This window comes from Streptomyces sp. G7(2002), from assembly GCF_028870195.1.
GTDB lineage: Bacteria > Actinomycetota > Actinomycetes > Streptomycetales > Streptomycetaceae > Streptomyces > Streptomyces nigrescens.
This window is the reverse complement of the sequence record NZ_CP102609.1, coordinates 5,370,324-5,389,090: the sequence shown is the minus strand read 5'-3', so window position 1 is coordinate 5,389,090 and position 18,767 is coordinate 5,370,324. Positions and strand designations below refer to the sequence as shown.

The window sequence follows — 18,767 nt, the reverse complement described above, 5'->3', positions numbered from 1 at the left end:
GGCGAAGACCGTCCAGACCGTCGCCGAGCCCTCATCGCCGCACCGTTTCCTCCGCAAGAGCCACCGCCTCCCCCATGACCTGCACCGTCAGCCGCCCCACACCGGGCAGCTCGGCCGCGACCCGTACGCGCACCAGATCGCCCTCCCGTGCCAGCGCGATCCGCGCGTCCCGTGGAGCCGCGCCCCGGGCCGCCGAGATCACCGCCGCCCGCGGCTCCGACCTCGCCGCGGCACGCGCCCCGGCCCGCGCCGCATCCACACACTCGATACGGGCGCAGACCGCCATCAGCCCCCAGACGAGCGCCGCCACCACCGCCACCAGGACGGGTATGACCACGGCCGTCTCCGCCGTCACGAACCCGGCGTCGCGCGTGCGCGGGGTGCCCCGGGCCCGCAGGCCCGGGGCACCGCGGTCAGAACTGGACATTGATCGCCCGCTCGAGCGTCGACCGCAGCAGCGCCTGCACCGGCCCGCTCGTCACGACCTTGTAGAGCACCGCGGCCAAGGCACACGCCGCGAGCGTCCCGACGGCGTACTCCGCCGTGGTCATCCCCCGGTCATCGGCCCCGATCGCGCGCAGCCCCGCCCACCACCGTCGCAACCTTCCGCCCCGAAACATGCGAACCCCCTTTGAACGGCCCTGAGAAGGGCAGCTGATCCATGACTTCTGATGAATGAATTGCTGAATGACCTTGGTGAATGGCTTTGGTGAATGGCTTCTGACCTGCCGGTTGGTCTATGGCCTCCGGCCTGGTAGGCCTCGCCCACCAGGCCCACCAGGCCCGCCTGGCCCGCCTGGCCGGTGAGCCGGTCCTTTCCATCGGTCCGGTCCTTCCGTCGGCCCGGCTCGGTCCGCCGCCCTCGCGGCGAGCTCCGGAACGCCAGCGAACGCGCTGCGCCCGCCGCTCAGTTACGTCCCAGCAAGCCGCTTGCCAGGCCGATCAGCACGGGCGCCACCCCGAGCGTCAGGAACGCCGGCAGAAAGCACGCCGACAGCGGCAGGGTGACCAGCACCCCGGCCCGTCGGGCCTGCGCGGTCGCCGCCCGGGCCTGTTCCGCCCGGAGTTCGGCGGCGATCCGGGACACCGACTCGACGGCCGGTACCCCGGATATCCCGGCGCGCTCCATGGAACGCGCCAGTCCTCCGGCGCCGGGGAGAGCGGCCAACCGTGGCCATACGACGGCTGGTTCACCGCCCAGGCGCAGTTCCGCCGCCACCTGGCGCAGCCGCTCGGCGACCGGCCCGTCGAGCGACCGGCCCACCGCCTCGGCCGATTCCCGCGGTCCGGCCCCGGCCGCGAGGCAGGCCGCCAGCAGATCGCCGGCCGGGGCCAGCTCCGCCCGTACCTCCGCGGCCGCCGAACGGACCGCCTCCGCGCCCCGTTGGCGGGCCAGATAACGATGCGCGGCGTAGCCCACGGCGAGTCCCGCGAGGACGCCCGCCATGCCACCGACGAGGATGACCACGAGGCCGGCCGCCCCCAGGGGCCCGGCCCATTCCCACGGTCGTCCGTTCCGTGCCGCGCCGTCCCGCACTGCCGCTGTGCGCCGGCGCCACCGGGCACGGGCGAACGATCCGGTCCCGGTCCCGGCCCCGTCCTTCCTGCGCCGGACCTGTCCGGCGCCCCACACTGCCGAGATCCGCTTCCGGGCGGCGCTTCCGCGGTGTGCCTCCCGCACCAGCGCCACGGCACACAGCACCGCCGTCATGGCGACGATCGCCATCCCCACCCTGTGGACAACTTCCGTGCCCATACCGATCCCCTCCCTACGCGCCTTCCGCGGCCGCGACGATCCGGGCCGTCCAGGCCACCCCGCCCCACTCCAGAAGCCCGCCGACCACCAGGCAGCCCCACCCGGCCGGGGTGTGCAGCAGCACCCTCAGTGGGTCGGCACCCAGGGCGCTGCCCATCAGGAGCCCGGCCGCGGGCAGCAGTGCGAGCATCAGCGCGGTGGCCCGGGGGCCTGCCAACTGGGCGCGCAGCTCGTCGCGTTGATCGCGCTGTGTCCTGAGCCCGGCCGCGATCCGCTCCAGCCCTGAAGCCAGCCCCGCGCCGCCCTCCACGGCCACCTGCCAGCACGCGGCCATGCCGGTCAGTCCCGCGGCCCCCGGCTGCCGTGCCGCCACCCGCAGCGCCCGGGGCACATCTCCTCCGTACCGCGCGGCCGCCAGCACCGCCGAGCCCTCCGCTCCGAGGCCCGGCGCCCCCACGGCGAGCAGGGCCTGGGCGGGCTGCCGCCCGGCCCGCAGCTCCCCCGCCACCGCCGCGCACAGCCCGATCACCGCGGCAGCCCGCCGGTCGCGCACCCGCCCCGCGCCACGGGTGACCAGCCACCGGCGGACGAGGAAGACGACACCCACGGAAGCGATCACCGGGACCACGGATCCGCCCAGCACCCCCAGCACCAGCCCCGCCGGCAGACACCAGACCTCCCGCCCGACGTCCCACCGGCGGCCGACGCTCCAACGCCGCCCCGCTTCGCCCTCGACCAGCCGCCCCGCGCACCACTTCCGCACCCCCTCGCCCCGCAGGCAGGCCCGCCATCCCCCTGGCGGGACCGCTTCTCCGCGGCCCCCGAACAGCGCCCGGGCCCGCCGCCGTACGTCCTCCGGCCGGCCACCGCCCGACCGGAGTGCGGCGCCCGCGCAGAGCAGCGCGATCACCAGCGCCATCGCGGCCACACTCACCGGGACGCACCCCCGCCTCGCTCACACAGCTCCCGCAACCGCCCCCAGCCGCGCTCCTCTTGGAAGCCGTCCGAGCCCCAGACGGCAGCCGGCACGGTCACCACGAAGCCGTCGCGGTCCCGCTCCAGGACATGGAGCTCGGCGATCCGCCGCCGCCCGGCCCGGTCGCGTACGAGATGCAGGACGACCGAGAGCGCGGCCGCCAGCTGGCTGTGCAGCGCGGCGCGGTCCAGGCCCGCGGTCGACCCCAGGGCTTCCAGCCGCGCGGGGACATCGCATGCGGCGTTGGCATGGACCGTGCCGCAGCCGCCTTCATGGCCCGTATTCAGGGCCGCCAGCAAATCCGTGACCTCCGCACCGCGCACCTCGCCGACCACCAGCCGGTCCGGGCGCATCCGCAGCGCCTGGCGTACGAGGTCCCGCAGCATCACCCGGCCGACGCCCTCCTGGTTGGCGGGCCGGGTCTCCAGCCGCACCACATGGGGATGGTCCGGCCGCAGCTCCGCGGAGTCCTCGGCAAGGACGATCCGCTCGGCCGGGCCGACCAGGCCGAGCAGGGTGCTGAGCAGAGTCGTCTTGCCGGAGCCCGTACCGCCACTGATCAGGAACGACAGCCGGGCCGCCAGCAGCGCCCGGAGCAGCCGGTCGCCGCCCGGCGGAACCGTGCCGGCCGCCACCAGCTCCGCGAGGCCGAAGGCCCGCGGCCGCAGCACCCGTAGGGACAGACAGGTCCCGGCAACGGCCACCGGGGGCAGCACGGCATGCAGCCGGGTCCCGTCCGGAAGGCGGGCGTCCACCCAAGGCCGGGCATCGTCCAGCCGCCGGCCGGCCACCGCCGCCAGCCGCTGGGCGAGTCTGCGCACCTCCGACGCGTCCCGGAAGCGGACGTCCGTACGCTCCAGCCCGCCACCGCGGTCCACCCACACCTCGTCCGGCGCGGTGACCAGGACATCCGTGACGTCGGGTGCGGCCAGCAGCGGCTCCAGCGGCCCGCTGCCCACCATCTCGGACCGCAACGCGGCCACCACGCCCAGCACTTCGGCGTCCCCCAGCAGCCGCCCCTGCTCGCGCAGCGCCACGGCCACCCGGGCGGGTGTCGGCTCCGCGCCGGCCTCGGCGAGCCGCCGGCGCACCACCTCCAGCAAGTCCTGTCCCTGGCTCATGCCCGGCCCCCGCCCCGGCCGGCCGCACGGGACGCCACCGGGAGGGCCGCAGGACCCGTCGCACCGGCTCCGGGGCCCGTGCCCCACCCGGGACCACCGCCCGGCCCCGGCGCCGCGCCAGCCGGCGGTCCGCCGCCGTCGCCCCCGCTCTCCGTCAGCCGCTCCCAGAACGCCGTACAGAATCTCGCCAGCGGTCCGCGCGCCTGCGCCCCCGGTGGCGCCCCTCGCGACAGATCGGCCAACAGGTCGGCCTCCCACGGCACTTCACCGGCCAGGGGCAGCTCCATGAGGCGGGCGATCTCGTCCGGCGGCAGGCCGTGCCCATGGCGGCCGGGAGCCCCGCGCGCCACCACACGCAGATCGCCGAGCACCTTCCGTACCCCGGCGGCCACCCGTTGCGCCGCCGCGACCGCGCGCAGCTCCGTAGGGACGAGCAGCAGACCCATGTCCACCTGGGCGAGGGCCTCCGCCACCGCGGCGTCGACCCTGCGCGGCAGGTCCACCACCACGACCCCGCCACGCCGGCGTGCCGCGGCCATGACCGCGCGCATGGCCGCGGGCGGGATGCTGACATCGGAGCCCCGGTCCCAGCTGAGGACCCGGAGCGAGTGCAGCCGCGGCAGTGACTCGGCCAGTGCGCCGCAGGCCACCCGGCCCCGTGATTCGGCGAAGGCGGGCCAGCGCAGCCCCTTTTCCTTCTCGCCGCCCAGCAGGACGTCCAGCCCGCCGCCCAGCGGGTCTCCGTCGACGAGCAGCGTGCGCCGTCCCGTGCGGGCCGCGGTGACGGCCAGCGCGCCGGCCAGGGTGCTCGCTCCGGCGCCGCCGCAGCCGCCGATCACGCCGACCGTCAGGGCCGGCGGTCCGACGCCCTCGACCGCATCGGCGATCCGGTCCGCCAGCCAGCGTTCGCCGTCGGGGAGAGCCAGCACCCGCTCGGCCCCCAGGGCGACGGCCAGCCGCAGGACGGCCGGATCGTCCGCGTCCCGCCCCGTGAGGATGACGCCCGCCCGGCGTCCGGCGCCGCGCAACCGGGGCGCGCAGTCGGCGCCGATGATCACCAGGGGCGGCGCTTCCCAGTCCCCTTTACGGGCGGGCAGTCCGTGCGCCACTTCGGGCAGCGCCCCGGCCGCCGCACACAGCCGCAAAAGATCGTCGAGAAGCTTTTCGTCCTCGGTGATGATCAGCGGCCCGCACCGCTCCTCGCCGGTGTGGACCAGCCGTTCCGATGGCGTGATTCCGGCCACGTTCCGTCCCCCTATCGCTACGCAACTCGCACTCCGCGAACTCGCGGACTTTTACGTTGCAGCGATCGGGAAAATCTTGTGGATCTTGACCCGAAATTGTGGACAACTCCGCGGCTGTGAATATCCCTGTCACCTATTCCAGCGACGGGCGGCTACTTCTGGGGCCCAAGGGGGCCTTCCTCAGAGCAGCGCTTCAACTACGGTGAGTAATGGCACGGGAGCGTCGGGACAGCGGGCGCCGCGCGGGCAAGGAGAAGTGTGGATCAGCGTCCGGTGCCGGAAAATGCATCCGGACATGCGACGACCCCCGCCGGGGGGGAGAGCGGGGGTCGTCCCCACGGCCGACTCGGGGGGGGAGGAGCCGGACCGGGTTAGCACGGTCGCGAACGATCCGTGACTTCCATGGTGTACCCGAGAGCCTTCTCAGGCAAACCCACGCGCCACACCTTACGCCGAATGGTGGGCGCCTATGCTCACCCCCGTGGAAAACCACTCCGTGCCTCACTCGACTCCCCGTACTGCCGCGTTCTTCGACTTGGACAAGACCGTCATTGCTAAGTCGAGCACGCTGACCTTCAGCAAGTCGTTCTACCAAGGCGGCCTGATCAATCGGCGGGCCGTACTGCGCACTGCGTACGCCCAGTTCGTGTTCCTGGCGGGCGGCGCCGACCACGATCAGATGGAGCGGATGCGGGAATATCTCTCCTCACTGTGCCGCGGCTGGGACGTGGCCCAGGTGCGGGAGATCGTTGCCGAGACGCTGCACGATCTGATCGACCCCATCATTTATGACGAGGCGGCCTCACTCATCGAGGAGCACCATGCCGCGGGACGGGACGTCGTGATCGTCTCCACCTCGGGTGCCGAGGTCGTCGAACCGATCGGCGAACTCCTGGGCGCGGACCGGGTGGTGGCCACCCGCATGGTCGTCGGCGAGGACGGCCGCTTCACCGGAGAGGTGGAGTACTACGCCTACGGCCCGACCAAGGCGGAGGCCGTCCAGGAGCTTGCCGCGTCCGAGGGCTACGACCTCGACCGCTGCTACGCCTACAGCGATTCGGCCACCGATGTCCCGATGCTCGCGGCGGTCGGCCACCCCTTCGCCGTCAACCCGGACCGGGCGCTGCGCCGCGAGGCGGTCGCGCGGGGTTGGCCGGTTCTCTCCTTCAATCGGCCGGTCCCGCTCAAGCAGCGGCTGCCGGCACTGTCGATGCCCTCGCGGCCGGTGCTCGCCGTCATGGCCGCGGCGGGCGCGGCCATGGCCACCGCGACGCTCGTCTGGTACGCGAGCCGGAGGAAAACCACAAAGCCTCGCCTCCTTATTGGCCGGAGCGGCCGCACCGCCCGCAATGCCCGCGTTTGAAGTCAAACGTAAAGATCTGGGGCACGGGGTTCCGCTTCCCCCGCCCGAGTAGTACAAAGGACTTAACGGCCCGCGAGACCAAGGACATCCGAGAGGAACACCTTTAACGCAGGAAGTGGCCCACGGACCGATGCATGAATGCCGGGCACCCACGCGACGTCGACCCGTCGATTGCGGGCCAGCCGCACCAGGTAACCGGACGAAGATTCCGACCTGATGGGCAAATATTCGAGCACGCATGGTAACCCGGCGGACATGCCAGCGGCGGTACCACAGATTGGTACCGCCGCATCTCTTGTTCAGGGCCGAATGAAGCAATCCTTCCGGAATTCTTCGAGCGCCACCCAAAGGGTTTCGCCCGGTCGCCCCTTATGCCGCGCCGCGCTGCAGCGCCTCACAGACGGCGGTGCTCTCCCGTACACCGAGCTCCACCGCGCGTCCGCAGTGCGCGATCCACGCCGCGACGCCCTCCGGGGTGCCCGAGACATAGCCCTCCAGGGCCGCGACATACGCCGCGCGCCCCAGTTCGGCGTGCCCGACCTCGGCGGGGCAGATCGACTTCGGGTCCAGTCCGCTGCCGACCAGCACGATCCGCTCCGCGGCCCGCGCGACCAGCCCGTTACAAGTGGCGAACGGCCGCAGGGCGAGCAGCTCGCCGTGCACCACCGCCGCGGTCACCAGCGCCGGCGCCTCGCTGCCCGCGAGGAGCAGCCGCGCCAGCCCGTCCAGCCGCCCGGCGACCTCGTCGGCACCCGGCAGCGGCAGCTCGATGAGCGGTTCGTCGACCGGCTCGGCACCCAGCCGGGGCCGCCCCACCGTGTCGTCTGCCGCACGGCCGGGCTCATCGGCACTTCGGCCCGCGCCTGACGCGGCCACCAGGTGGAGCCGTGCCAGCACCCGCAGCGGCGACTGCCGCCACACACTGAGCAGCTGCCCGGCCTCGGCGGTCAGCCGCAGGGCCGCGCCGACCGTACGCGGTTCGCCCTCGACGCCGAAGTCGGTGCGGCGCCGGACCTCTTCGAGCGCCCAGTCGGCCCCCGAAAGGGCCGCGGAACCGCGCGCTCCGCGCAGCGCCGCCTCGGACGTCACCTCATTGCTGCGGCGTCGCATGACCCGGTGCCCGTAGACCCGGTCGACGCCCTTGCGTACGGAGTCCACGGAGTCGGCGACTCCCGGGAGCGAGGCCAGGGTCACGAGCGGGTCGGCGCTCGCTTGCGGGGGTTCGGGGGGCGTCCCCCGGGAGATTCCAGCCATGGGTACGACCCTACGCACCACCAGGCCGGACCCCTCGAAGGAGTGGTCTTCCTCACCCAGCTCTGTCACCCGGAGCGAGATCAAGATTACCCTTGGTGAACATGAAGATCGCTTTCGTAGGCAAGGGCGGCAGTGGCAAAACCACCCTGTCCTCCCTGTTCATCCGGCATCTCGCCGCTTCCCGGGTCCCCGTGATCGCCGTGGATGCCGACATCAACCAGCATCTGGGCGCCGCCCTCGGCCTCGACGAGGCGGAGGCCGCCGCGCTTCCCGCGATGGGTGCCCATCTGCCGCTGATCAAGGACTACTTGCGCGGCAGCAATCCCCGGATCCCGTCCTCCGAATCAATGATCAAGACCACCCCTCCTGGCGAGGGCTCGCGACTGCTGCGGGTAGGCGAGGACAACCCCGTCTACGACGCCTGCGTCCGGACGGTGGACCTCGACGGAGCCGCCGTGCGGCTGATGGCGACCGGGCCGTTCACCGAGGCCGATCTCGGTGTGGCCTGTTACCACTCCAAGGTCGGTGCCGTGGAGCTGTGCCTGAACCACCTCGTGGACGGCCGTGAGGAGTATGTCGTCGTCGATATGACGGCCGGTTCCGACTCCTTCGCCTCCGGGATGTTCACCCGCTTCGACATGACTTTCCTGGTGGCCGAGCCGACCCGTAAGGGCGTCGCCGTCTACCGCCAGTACAAGGAGTACGCACGGGACTTCGGCGTCCCCTTGAAGGTCGTGGGCAACAAGGTGCAGGGCCCGGAGGACCTGGCGTTCCTTCGTGACGAGGCCGGCGACGATCTGCTGGTGACCGTCGGCCACTCCGACTGGGTGCGTGCCATGGAGAAGGGCCGCCCGGCCCGCTTCGCCCACCTGGAGGAGGCCAACCGGCACGCCCTGGAAACGCTGCATCACACGGCCGACGCCGCCTACGGGCGCCGCGACTGGGAGCGCTACACCCGGCAGATGGTCCACTTCCACCTGAAGAACGCGGAGAGCTGGGGCAATGCGAAGACCGGGGTCGACCTCGCCGCTCAGGTCGATCCTTCCTTCGTGCTCTCCGAGGGCGCGGCCACACCACAGCCCGCCTGACCTGCCTGACCTGCCGGACGGCGCGGGCGGGCCCGGAGGGCATGGGGGAGGTACGCCGCCCAGCCGCCCTTCGGCGCCCGCCCATTCGCTTTTCGGTGTCCGCCCCGCCGGCAGCGCCCGCGAGTAAGCCGGGCCGCAGCCCGTTTTGCGTCGCGGCTGAGCAGCCGGCCCCTCATTCACGGCACCGGTGAGCGCCTTCCGAGGGGTGCATCGAAATCACCGCGCACACACCTTCCCGCACGAAGAAAAGAGCGGAAAACCACAAGACGAAAGTCACCCTGTTCACCGGATAGGGGGAAGGATTGCGGCGAATGCCTGCAAAAGCTTCTCCTTACCTTTACCTCTCATTACGGTTCATTTACCGAAGCTTGAGAGTCACCGGACCGTCACCCAACAGCGACGACCGCCGGTCGGCTCACGTCCCGCCGCAGTACACCGCCGCCCCACGATCGCGCCCCGCGCGACCGCGTCGCCCCGGAGGAGACGGGAATGTCGCAGACCGAGAAGTCGCCGCCGCAGCCGCCGCGCACACCGCACCCCACCGAAATCGCTCCCGGCCCCCGTATGCCCTCGGGGCACGGCACCCGTCCGAAGAGGGGCCGGGCCGTCCGCCGTGACCTCTCCGCCTCGGCCGTCGTCTTCCTGCTCGCCGTCCCGCTGTCCCTGGGCCTCGCCCTGGCCACCGGCGCCCCGCTCCAGGCCGGTCTGGTCTCCGCGGTCGTCGGCGGGATCGTCGCCGGTCTGCTCGGCGGCGCCCCGCTCCAGGTGACCGGCGCGGCAACCGGCCTCCTGGTGGTCACCGCCGATCTGGTGCAGCGCTACGGCTGGCGCGCCACCTGCGCCATCACGGTGCTGGCCGGACTCGCCCAACTCGCCCTGGGCGCACTGCGCGTGGCCCGTGCGGCGCTGGCCATCAGTCCGGCGATCGTGCACGGCATGCTGGCCGGCATCGGGGCCACCATCGCCCTCGGCCAGCTCCATGTGGTGCTCGGCGGCAGCCCGGACAGCTCGGCGCTCGACAACGCCGCCGCACTGCCCGGCCAGTTGGCGCACCCGCACACCGTCGCGCTGCTGATCGGCGCCGTCACCGTCGCCGTGCTCCTCGGCTGGGGACGGCTGCCGGGCCGCGTCGGGCGGTGGGCGCGGGTGCTGCCCGCCCCGCTGGCCGCCGTGCTCGCCGCGACGGCCGTCAGCGCGGGGACGGAGGTGGCGCGGGTGGAGCTGCCGTCCTGGCGGACGCCCGAACTGCCGGTACTTCCGGACGGGTCCCTTCCGGCTCTTGCCGCCGCGGTGCTGACCGTCACCCTGGTCGCGAGCATGGAGTCGCTGCTGTCGGCGCTGGCCGTGGACCGGCTGGCGGCCGAGCGGCCGGACGCTCCCACGGGGCGTGCGCGGCTCAACCGTGAGCTGGCCGGCCAGGGTGTGGCCAATACCGTCTCCGGGCTGCTGGGCGGGCTGCCGGTCTCCGGGGGCGCGATGCGCGGCTCGGCCAATGTGCGGGCGGGTGCGGTCACCCGACGCGCCACCGTGCTGCACGGCGTATGGGTGCTGCTGTGCGCGGGCCTGCTGGCCACGGCGCTGGAGATGATCCCGCTGGCCGCGCTCGCCGCACTGGTGATGATCGTCGGCGTACGGATGGTGAGCTTCGCGCACATCCGGCATGTGCAGCGGCACCGCGAATTCCCGGTGTATGCCGCCACCTTGGGCGGCGTCGTCCTCTTCGGGGTGCTCCAGGGTGTGGTGACGGGCATCGCGGTCGCGGTCTTCCTGGCGCTGCGCCGGCTGACGCACACCCGTATCACGGTCACGGAGGAGGCCGACGGCCACCGGGTGCGGGTCAGCGGGCAGTTGACGTTTCTGGCGGTGCCGCGGCTGACCCGGGCGCTGGCGCAGGTGCCGGCGCACACCGATGTCGTCGTCGAGCTGTGCGGCTCGTTCATGGATCATGCCGCCTACGAGGCGCTGCAGTCCTGGTCGGCCGCCCACCGGGCGCACGGCGGCCGGGTGACCCTCGGCGGCCGCTCGGGCCGGCCGATCGCCGCGGAGGCCGGTGCGCACTCCTGCCGGCCGTGGACGCCCTGGCGCAACCATCACTGCACCCGGCCCGCCCAGGACCGGGCGGCGGTCCCGGAGAGCAGCGGCAGCCAACTGCTGGGCGGGGTCTCCGCGTTCCAGCGCCATACGGCTCCGCTGGTGCGCGAGGAGCTGTCCCGGCTGGCGCGCGAGGGCCAGCGGCCCACCCAGCTGTTTCTGACCTGCGCCGACTCCCGGCTGGTCACCAGCATGATCACGTCCAGTGGGCCGGGCGATCTGTTCACCGTGCGCAATGTCGGCAATCTGATGCCGCCGCCCGGCTCGGACGCCTCCTGCGACTCCGTAGGGGCAGCGATCGAGTACGCGGTGGAAGTACTGCGGGTCGGCTCGATCACGGTGTGCGGGCATTCGGGGTGCGGCGCCATGGCGGCGCTGCTGGGCGCCGCCGCACCGGAAGACGCCGAGCCGACCCCGCTCGCCCGCTGGCTGCGGCACGGCCGGCCGAGCCTGGCCCGGATGCAGCGCATCGGACGGCTGGGCCGGGGCGAAGTCGCTCTCAGCGGGCGGCCGGTGGGCGACGACCAGGAGCGGCTGGCGCTCGTCAACGTCATGCAGCAGCTCGACCACCTCCGGGCACACCCGTGTGTGGCCCGCCGCGTGGCCGAGGGCACGCTCGCCCTGCACGGCATGTATTTCCATGTCGGTGAGGCCCAGGCATATGTGCTCGACGAGGCCGCCGGGCGGTTCTGCGCGGTGCGCGGCGAAGCGGCGCCGGCCACGGTCTGACCTGCGCAGCTTCCCCTCAACAGCCCTGGCACGGACCGCGAACTGATAGGTCTACACCAATATTTGTCCACAGCCCTTGTCAGGGCCCGGCGCGGGCTGATGAGCTATGACCTGGGGACACATCGGACGCCCTGGGAATGGGAGAAGTTGTGAGCAACGAAAGCCTGGCCAACCTGCTCAAGGAGGAGCGGCGGTTCACGCCGCCCGCCGATCTGGCCGCGAACGCCAACGTCACGGCTGCCGCGTACGAGCAGGCCGCGGCAGACCGGCTGGGCTTCTGGGCCGAGCAGGCCGAACGCCTGTCCTGGGAGACCCCGCCCACCCAGACCCTCGACTGGTCCAACGCGCCCTTCGCGAAGTGGTTCGCCGACGGCAAGCTCAATGTCGCCTACAACTGCGTGGACCGGCATGTGGAGAACGGCCTGGGCGACCGGGTCGCCCTCCACTTCGAGGGCGAGCCCGGCGACACCCGCGCGATCACCTACGCAGAGCTCCAGCGTGAGGTCTCCAAGGCCGCCCATGCGCTGACCGAGCTGGGTGTGCGCAGCGGCGACCGGGTCGCCATCTACCTGCCGATGATTCCGGAAGCGGTCATCGCCATGCTGGCCTGTGCGCGCCTGGGCGCCCCGCACTCCGTCGTCTTCGGCGGCTTCTCCGCGGACGCCCTGGCGACCCGTATCAATGACGCGGACGCCCGCGTGGTGATCACCGCCGACGGCGGCTACCGCCGCGGCAAGCCCTCCGCCCTCAAGCCCGCCGTCGACACCGCCCTGACCAAGCCCGGTACGGAGAACGTCCGCAGCGTCCTGGTCGTGCGCCGCACCGGCCAGGAGGACATCGACTGGCACGAGGGCCGGGACGTCTGGTGGCACGAGATCGTCGAGCGGCAGAGCGACCAGCACACGCCCGAGGCCTTCGACGCCGAGCACCCGCTGTTCATCCTCTACACCTCCGGCACGACGGGTAAGCCCAAGGGCATCCTGCACACCACCGGCGGCTACCTCACCCAGGTGTCGTACACCCACCACGCGGTCTTCGACCTGAAGCCGGAGACCGACGTCTTCTGGTGCACCGCCGACGTCGGCTGGGTGACCGGCCACTCGTACATCACCTACGGCCCGCTCTCCAACGGCGCGACCGAGGTGCTCTACGAGGGCACGCCCGACACCCCGCACCAGGGCCGCTGGTGGGAGATCGTGCAGAAGTACGGCGTGACGATCCTCTACACCGCGCCGACCGCGATCCGCGCCTGCATGAAGTGGGGCGACGACATCCCGGCGAAGTTCGACCTGTCGTCGCTGCGCGTCCTCGGATCGGTGGGCGAGCCGATCAACCCCGAGGCATGGATGTGGTACCGCAAGCACATCGGGGCCGACAAGACACCCATCGTCGATACCTGGTGGCAGACCGAGACCGGCGGGATGATGCTCAGCCCGCTGCCGGGCGTCACGGCGACCAAGCCCGGCTCGGCCCAGGTGGCACTGCCCGGTATCGCCGCGACCGTCGTGGACGACGATGCGCGCGAGGTCCCGGACGGCGCCGGCGGCTACCTCGTCCTGACCGAGCCCTGGCCGGCCATGCTCCGCACGATCTGGGGCGACGACCAGCGTTATCTCGACACGTACTGGTCGCGCTTCGAGGGCAAGTACTTCGCCGGCGACGGCGCCAAGAAGGACGACGACGGCGACATCTGGCTGCTCGGCCGGGTGGACGACGTGATGCTGGTGTCCGGCCACAACATCTCCACCACCGAGGTGGAGTCGGCGCTGGTCTCGCATCCGAAGGTGGCCGAGGCCGCGGTCGTCGGCGCCGCAGACCCGCAGACCACCCAGGCCATCTGCGCCTTCGTCATCCTGCGCGGCGGTGCGGCGGAGGACGAGGGCCTGGTCGAGGAGCTGCGCGCCCATGTCGCCCAGCAGCTCGGCCCGATCGCCAAGCCCAAGCGGATCATGCCGGTCGCGGAGCTGCCCAAGACCCGCTCCGGCAAGATCATGCGGCGGCTGCTGCGCGATGTCGCCGAGAACCGCGACCTCGGTGATGTCACCACCCTCACCGATTCCTCGGTCATGGACCTGATCCAGGCGAAGCTGCCGAGCGCGGCCAGCGAGGACTGAGCAGGACGGAAGGCGCAGGGGGCATCCGGCCGGCGCGGCCGGGTGCCCCCTTGCCGTGGGGCCTCTTGTCGTGGGCCCGGCTCGTCGTGCCCCGGCTTGTCGTGGCCCGCTTGTCGTGGCCCGGCTTACCGTGACCCGGCTCCTCGTGCCCCGGCGGCCCACCTGCCCATCAGCCACGCGCGACGGGCAACGCCCCGGCCGCGGCCCGTCCCTCTCCAGCGGCCCGACGCCCGGATTGACCGTAAAGTGAGGCCACCGGATAGCAGCTTGCACCCGCCCGGTACAGTGGGACACGCGTCAATGACACGCTAAAACTCTGGGTGCGCCGGGAAGTCTGGTCGGCAACTGCAACAGCCGTACACAGCTGCCGAAAGCCGGAGGTCACCGAGTGAGCGCGCCGAGCAACCCAACGATCAAGAAGCGTGTGCTGCGCGCATACCGCCCCGTCGAGCGCAGTGAGGCCGGCGCATGAGCGGCCCCGGAAACCGTCGCGCCCCGTTCCTCGGACGGATGTCCCTGCCCGAGCGGAACTTCATCGCGGAGGCGCTCCGCGCCGAAACCGTCGGCGGCATCCTCCTCCTCGTCGCCGCCGTAGCGGCTCTGATCTGGGCAAACACCCTCGGCGGAAGCTATGAGGCGGTCCGCGGCTTCCATCTCGGACCGGCCGCGCTGGGCCTGGACCTGTCCGTCCAGCACTGGGCCGCCAACGGGCTGCTCGCGGTCTTCTTCTTCGTCGCCGGTATCGAGCTCAAGCGCGAACTGGTCGCCGGCGAGCTCCGGGACCCCAAGGCGGCTGCGCTCCCGGTGGTCGCCGCCCTCTGCGGGATGGCGATGCCGGCGCTCGTCTACTTCGCCGTCAACAGCATCGGCGGCGGCTCGCTGCAAGGCTGGGCGGTCCCGACCGCCACCGATATCGCCTTCGCGCTCGCCGTCCTCGCCGTCATCGGAACGTCCCTGCCCGCCGCGCTGCGCGCCTTCCTGCTCACCCTCGCCGTCGTCGACGACCTCTTCGCGATCCTGATCATCGCGATCTTCTTCACCTCGAAGATCGACTTTCTGGCGCTCGGCCTCGCCGCCGCCGGCCTGGTGATCTTCTATCTGCTGCTGCGCAAGGGCGTCCGCGGCTGGTACGTCTACGTCCCGCTCGCCCTGGTCATCTGGGGCCTGATGGAGAACAGCGGGGTGCACGCCACCATCGCCGGCGTCGCCATGGGCCTGATGCTGCGCTGCACCCGGCGCGACGGCGAGACACAGTCCCCGGGCGAACACATCGAGCATCTGGTCCGCCCCCTGTCGGCCGGCCTCGCCGTGCCGCTGTTCGCCCTCTTCTCCGCGGGCGTGTCCATATCCGGCGGCGCGGTCCATGAGGTCTTCACCCGGCCGGAGACGCTCGGGGTCGTGCTCGGCCTGGTGGTGGGCAAGGCGCTCGGCATCTTCGGCGGCACATGGTGCACCGCCCGCTTCACCAGGGCCGAGCTCAACCCCGACCTGAAGTGGCCGGATGTCTTCGCCGTCGCCTCCCTGGCCGGCATCGGCTTCACGGTCTCCCTGCTCATCGGCGAACTCGCCTTCGCCGGGGACCTGGTGCTGACCGACGAGATCAAGGCATCGGTGCTGATCGGCTCGCTGCTGGCGGCCGTCTTCGCCGGCATCCTCCTCAAGGTCCGCAACACCAAGTACAAGAAGCTGTGCGAGGACGAGGAGCGGGACGAGGACCAGGACGGCATCCCCGACATCTACGAACTCGACAAGCCGGAGTACCACCTGCGGATGGCGGCAATCCACGAAGCCAAGGCCGCCGAGCACCGGCGGCTTGCCGAAGTGGCCTCCGGCACGCATGCCGGAGACGATGGTCCGGCATGATCTGAGAGGCTTTGCATCCGGGTGAAGAGATGAGGGAGACGGCGATGAGCGCAGTGCACGACGGCACGGACCGCAGCCTCGGACAGCTGGTGGCCACGGCCACGGCCGAAATGTCCGCGCTGGTGCACGACGAGATCGCGCTGGCCAAGGCGGAGTTCCGGCAGGACGCCAAGCGCGCCGGCATCGGCAGTGCCGCGTTCATGGTGGCCGGCGCGCTGGCGCTGTTCGCGCTGCCGGTGCTGAGCTTCGCGGCGGCGTACGGCATCCACAACCTCGGCCTCGGGCTCGCCTGGTCCTTCCTGATCGTGGGCGGTGCCTTCCTGGTCCTCGCCGGGCTGCTGGCCCTCATCGCGATGGCCAAGATGAAGAAGATCAAGAAGCCGGAGAAGTCCATCAACTCCGCCAAGGAGACCGCGGCCGTACTCCAGAAGGCCAAGCCGCACCCGCGCGTGGCGCCCGTGGAGCACCCGGTGCTGGAGTCTGTGACACGCTCATCGGTATGACAGCCCCTGACAGCACCGCGTCGGTCGTACGGATCGACATCCCCGGCGGGAGAGAGGTGTCGCACCGCGATGTCGCGGCCAACGGCGCCCGCTTCCACATCGCGGAGATGGGCGACGGCCCCCTGGTGCTGCTGCTGCACGGCTTTCCGCAGTTCTGGTGGACCTGGCGGCATCAGATGCCGGCGCTCGCCGACGCGGGCTTCCGCGCGGTCGCCATGGATCTGCGCGGCGTCGGCGGCAGCGACCGCACCCCGCGCGGCTACGACCCGGCGAACCTCGCCCTGGACATCACCGGCGTCATACGGTCCCTGGGGGAGCCGGACGCCGCGCTCGTCGGGCACGATCTGGGCGGCTATCTCGCCTGGACGGCGGCGGTGATGCGGCCCAAGCTGGTGCGCCGGCTGGCCGTGTCCTCGATGCCGCACCCGCGCCGCTGGCGCTCGGCGATGCTGGCCGACGTCCGGCAGAGCGCCCGGAGTTCGCACATCTGGAACTTCCAGCGGCCCTGGCTGCCGGAGCGCGCGCTGACCGCGGACGACGCGGCGCTGGTGGGCCGGATGATCCGCGACTGGTCCGGCCCCCGGCCGCCGGAGGACGAGGCGCTGGCGGTCTACCGGCGGGCGATGAGCATCCCCTCGACGGCGCACTGCTCGATCGAGCCGTACCGCTGGATGGTCCGGTCGATGGCCCGCCCCGACGGTCTCCAGTTCAACCGCCGGATGAAGATGCCCGTACGGGTCCCGACGCTGCATCTGCACGGCTCGCTCGACCCGGTGATGCGCACGCGCAGTGCGGCCGGCTCCGGCGAGTACGTGGAGGCGCCGTACCGCTGGCGGCTGTTCGACGGCCTGGGGCACTTCCCGCACGAGGAGGACCCGGTGGCGTTCTCCACCGAGCTGATCAACTGGCTGAAGGACCCGGAACCGGACCGGTGACGAGGCTCGGCCCGGGAGGGGCAATGACGCCCCCGGAACGGACCGTTGAACCCGCCGCGCGAACCGGTTCGCCCGTAGGCCCGCGGACCGCTGAGCGGGCTCCCCGAACCGCTCAGCGGAGCCCCTCCGCACCGCGCTCGAACGCGCGTATGACGAACAGCCACTTGCCCGGCGCATAGGCCAATTGGCGGTCCCCGGGGCGGTTACGGACCTTGGGGCACGGGCAGAGTCGAGGGTATGGGCTGGACGCACGACTACCGTGACGTGGCACGCAACCGCCGCAGCAGTGCCGCTGCAGTGGGTACTCAGGAAAGGGGAACCCCGGACCTCAGGTCCGGCGAATCCCCCGACCCGACGCACCCGATGGGGATCCCGCGCATCCTGCGCCGCAGAGCGCGCTGGATGAGCGCGCGGCTACGCCATCCCCGTACCTGAATTCCCGGCCCGCTGACGGGGCGCGGGATCCTTCCCCCGCGTCCCGCCGGCGGACCCGGCAGTGACCCGCCGGCAGACCGGGGTGGCACCCCCTAGATCGCGCAGCCCTGGCTGTCGACCTGCTGCTGGGCCGCGCGCCCCCTGGTGACGTCCTCGCGGACCTCGTCGGCGGTCAGTGCATAGCCGGTGCGCGAGTCGTCCAGCGACTTCGCGAAGACGACACCGTAGACCTTGCCCTGCGGGGTGAGCAGCGGGCCGCCGGAGTTGCCCTGCCGGACCGTGGCGTAGAGGGAGTAGACATCGCGGCCGACCGTGCCGCGGTGGTAGATGTCCGGGCCCTTCGCCTGGATACGGCCGCGGACACGGGCGGCGCGGACGTCATAGCCGCCGTTCTCCGGGAAGCCGGCGACGATGGCGCCGTTGCCGCTGTCCGCGTCCGCGCCGGTGAACTGCAGCGCCGGGGCGTCCAGCGAGGGCACGTCCAGGACCGCGATATCGCGCCGCCAGTCGTAGAGCACGACCTTGGCATCGTACGTACGGCCCTCGCCGCCCACCTGGACGGTCGGCTCGCGCACCCCGCCGACGACATGGGCGTTGGTCATCACGCGGTGCCGGCCGAAGACGAAGCCGCTGCCTTCGAGGACCTTGCCGCAGCTGGGAGCCGTGCCGACGACCTTGACGATGCTGCGCTTGGCCTGCGCCGCGACCGGGCTGGTGGCCAGCCGGGGATCGGGCGCCGGCACATTGGTGATCGGTTCGTTGGAGAACGGCGTGAAGACCTGCGGGAAGCCGTTCTGCGCGAGGACCGAGGAGAAGTCCGCGAACCACGTGCCGGCCTGCTGGGGCATCACCCGGGACACCCCGAGCAGCACCTTGGAGTTACGGACCTCCTTGCCGAGGGTCGGCAGGGAGGTACCGGCCAACGCCGAGCCGATCAGCCAGGCGACCAGCAGCATCGCCAGGACGTTGACCAGCGCGCCGCCGGTCGCGTCCAGCGCTCTCGCCGGTGACCACGTGATGTGGCGGCGCAGTTTGTTGCCCAGGTGGGTGGTGAACGCCTGGCCCACGGATGCGCACACGATCACGATGGCGACGGCCGCGATGGCCGCGAAGGTGCCGGGGGTGGCATCGCCGGTGATCTCGTTCCAGATCACGGGCAGCAGATAGACCGCGATCAGACCGCCTCCGAGGAAGCCGATCACGGACAGGATGCCGACGACAAAGCCTTGCCGATAGCCGATGATCGCGAACCACACGGCCGCGACCAGCAACAGGATGTCCAGGACGTTCACGCC

At 71.9% G+C, this 18,767-nt stretch carries 16 protein-coding genes; 8 read left to right on the top strand and 8 right to left on the bottom strand.

The window, feature by feature from the left end; all coding sequences use genetic code 11:
- Window positions 1-31: 31 nt before the first annotated feature.
- From NUT86_RS22880 to ssd, 6 genes are all read right to left on the bottom strand, one after another.
- Window positions 32-427 carry a TadE family type IV pilus minor pilin gene (locus NUT86_RS22880; protein WP_159487056.1) on the bottom strand — a complete coding sequence of 132 codons (396 nt, stop codon included), beginning with the start codon at window positions 425-427 and terminating at the stop codon, window positions 32-34.
- Window positions 414-620: a DUF4244 domain-containing protein gene (locus tag NUT86_RS22875; protein ID WP_274737383.1), complete on the bottom strand. Its 207-nt coding sequence runs from the start codon at window positions 618-620 to the stop codon at window positions 414-416. Before NUT86_RS22875 ends, NUT86_RS22880 begins: the two co-directional genes overlap by 14 nt.
- 287 nt (window positions 621-907) lie before the next feature.
- Complete coding sequence (locus NUT86_RS22870) at window positions 908-1,756, bottom strand: type II secretion system F family protein (protein ID WP_274737381.1); 849 nt, start codon at window positions 1,754-1,756, stop codon at window positions 908-910.
- A gap of 13 nt (window positions 1,757-1,769) precedes the next feature.
- Window positions 1,770-2,675, bottom strand: a complete 906-nt coding sequence (locus NUT86_RS22865; RefSeq protein ID WP_274740583.1) for a type II secretion system F family protein — start codon at window positions 2,673-2,675, stop codon at window positions 1,770-1,772.
- Window positions 2,676-2,686: 11 nt separating this feature from the next.
- Window positions 2,687-3,853, bottom strand: a complete 1,167-nt coding sequence (locus NUT86_RS22860) for a TadA family conjugal transfer-associated ATPase (RefSeq protein ID WP_274737379.1) — start codon at window positions 3,851-3,853, stop codon at window positions 2,687-2,689.
- Entirely contained in the window at window positions 3,850-5,097 is a 1,248-nt protein-coding gene (ssd, locus tag NUT86_RS22855; protein ID WP_274737377.1) for a septum site-determining protein Ssd, read from the bottom strand. Before ssd ends, NUT86_RS22860 begins: the two co-directional genes overlap by 4 nt.
- A 469-nt stretch (window positions 5,098-5,566) precedes the next feature.
- Here ssd and NUT86_RS22850 point away from each other — a divergent pair, with 469 nt between their 5' ends.
- Window positions 5,567-6,460, top strand: a complete 894-nt coding sequence (locus tag NUT86_RS22850) for an HAD family hydrolase (protein ID WP_018089975.1) — start codon at window positions 5,567-5,569, stop codon at window positions 6,458-6,460.
- Between the two features lie 369 nt (window positions 6,461-6,829).
- Here the strand turns inward: NUT86_RS22850 and NUT86_RS22845 are convergent, their stop codons facing one another.
- Entirely contained in the window at window positions 6,830-7,714 is an 885-nt protein-coding gene (locus NUT86_RS22845; protein ID WP_093642313.1) for an oxidoreductase, read from the bottom strand.
- 101 nt (window positions 7,715-7,815) lie between these two features.
- Between NUT86_RS22845 and NUT86_RS22840 the strand changes: the two genes are divergently transcribed.
- From NUT86_RS22840 to NUT86_RS22810, 7 genes are all read left to right on the top strand, one after another.
- Window positions 7,816-8,802, top strand: a complete 987-nt coding sequence (locus NUT86_RS22840) for an ATP-binding protein (RefSeq protein WP_159487066.1) — start codon at window positions 7,816-7,818, stop codon at window positions 8,800-8,802.
- Between the two features lie 489 nt (window positions 8,803-9,291).
- Window positions 9,292-11,622, top strand: a complete 2,331-nt coding sequence (locus tag NUT86_RS22835; protein WP_274737374.1) for a bifunctional SulP family inorganic anion transporter/carbonic anhydrase — start codon at window positions 9,292-9,294, stop codon at window positions 11,620-11,622.
- Window positions 11,623-11,771: 149 nt separating this feature from the next.
- On the top strand, window positions 11,772-13,736 hold the full coding sequence (acs, locus tag NUT86_RS22830) for an acetate--CoA ligase (protein ID WP_159487070.1): 1,965 nt from the start codon (window positions 11,772-11,774) through the stop codon (window positions 13,734-13,736).
- A gap of 468 nt (window positions 13,737-14,204) precedes the next feature.
- Window positions 14,205-15,599 carry a Na+/H+ antiporter NhaA gene (nhaA, locus tag NUT86_RS22825; RefSeq protein WP_274737372.1) on the top strand — a complete coding sequence of 465 codons (1,395 nt, stop codon included), beginning with the start codon at window positions 14,205-14,207 and terminating at the stop codon, window positions 15,597-15,599.
- Between the two features lie 44 nt (window positions 15,600-15,643).
- Window positions 15,644-16,102, top strand: a complete 459-nt coding sequence (locus tag NUT86_RS22820; protein ID WP_018089969.1) for a phage holin family protein — start codon at window positions 15,644-15,646, stop codon at window positions 16,100-16,102.
- Window positions 16,099-17,037 carry an alpha/beta fold hydrolase gene (locus NUT86_RS22815; protein ID WP_127152288.1) on the top strand — a complete coding sequence of 313 codons (939 nt, stop codon included), beginning with the start codon at window positions 16,099-16,101 and terminating at the stop codon, window positions 17,035-17,037. The genes NUT86_RS22820 and NUT86_RS22815 overlap by 4 nt, the downstream gene beginning before the upstream one ends.
- A 237-nt stretch (window positions 17,038-17,274) precedes the next feature.
- Window positions 17,275-17,472 (top strand): hypothetical protein, encoded by a 198-nt coding sequence (locus NUT86_RS22810; protein WP_078518634.1) that lies wholly within the window; start codon window positions 17,275-17,277, stop codon window positions 17,470-17,472.
- A 92-nt stretch (window positions 17,473-17,564) separates the two neighbouring features.
- On the opposite strand, the gene NUT86_RS22805 is transcribed toward NUT86_RS22810, so the two are convergent.
- Window positions 17,565-18,764, bottom strand: a complete 1,200-nt coding sequence (locus tag NUT86_RS22805) for a MarP family serine protease (RefSeq protein ID WP_018089967.1) — start codon at window positions 18,762-18,764, stop codon at window positions 17,565-17,567.
- Between the last annotated feature and the right edge of the window lie 3 nt (window positions 18,765-18,767).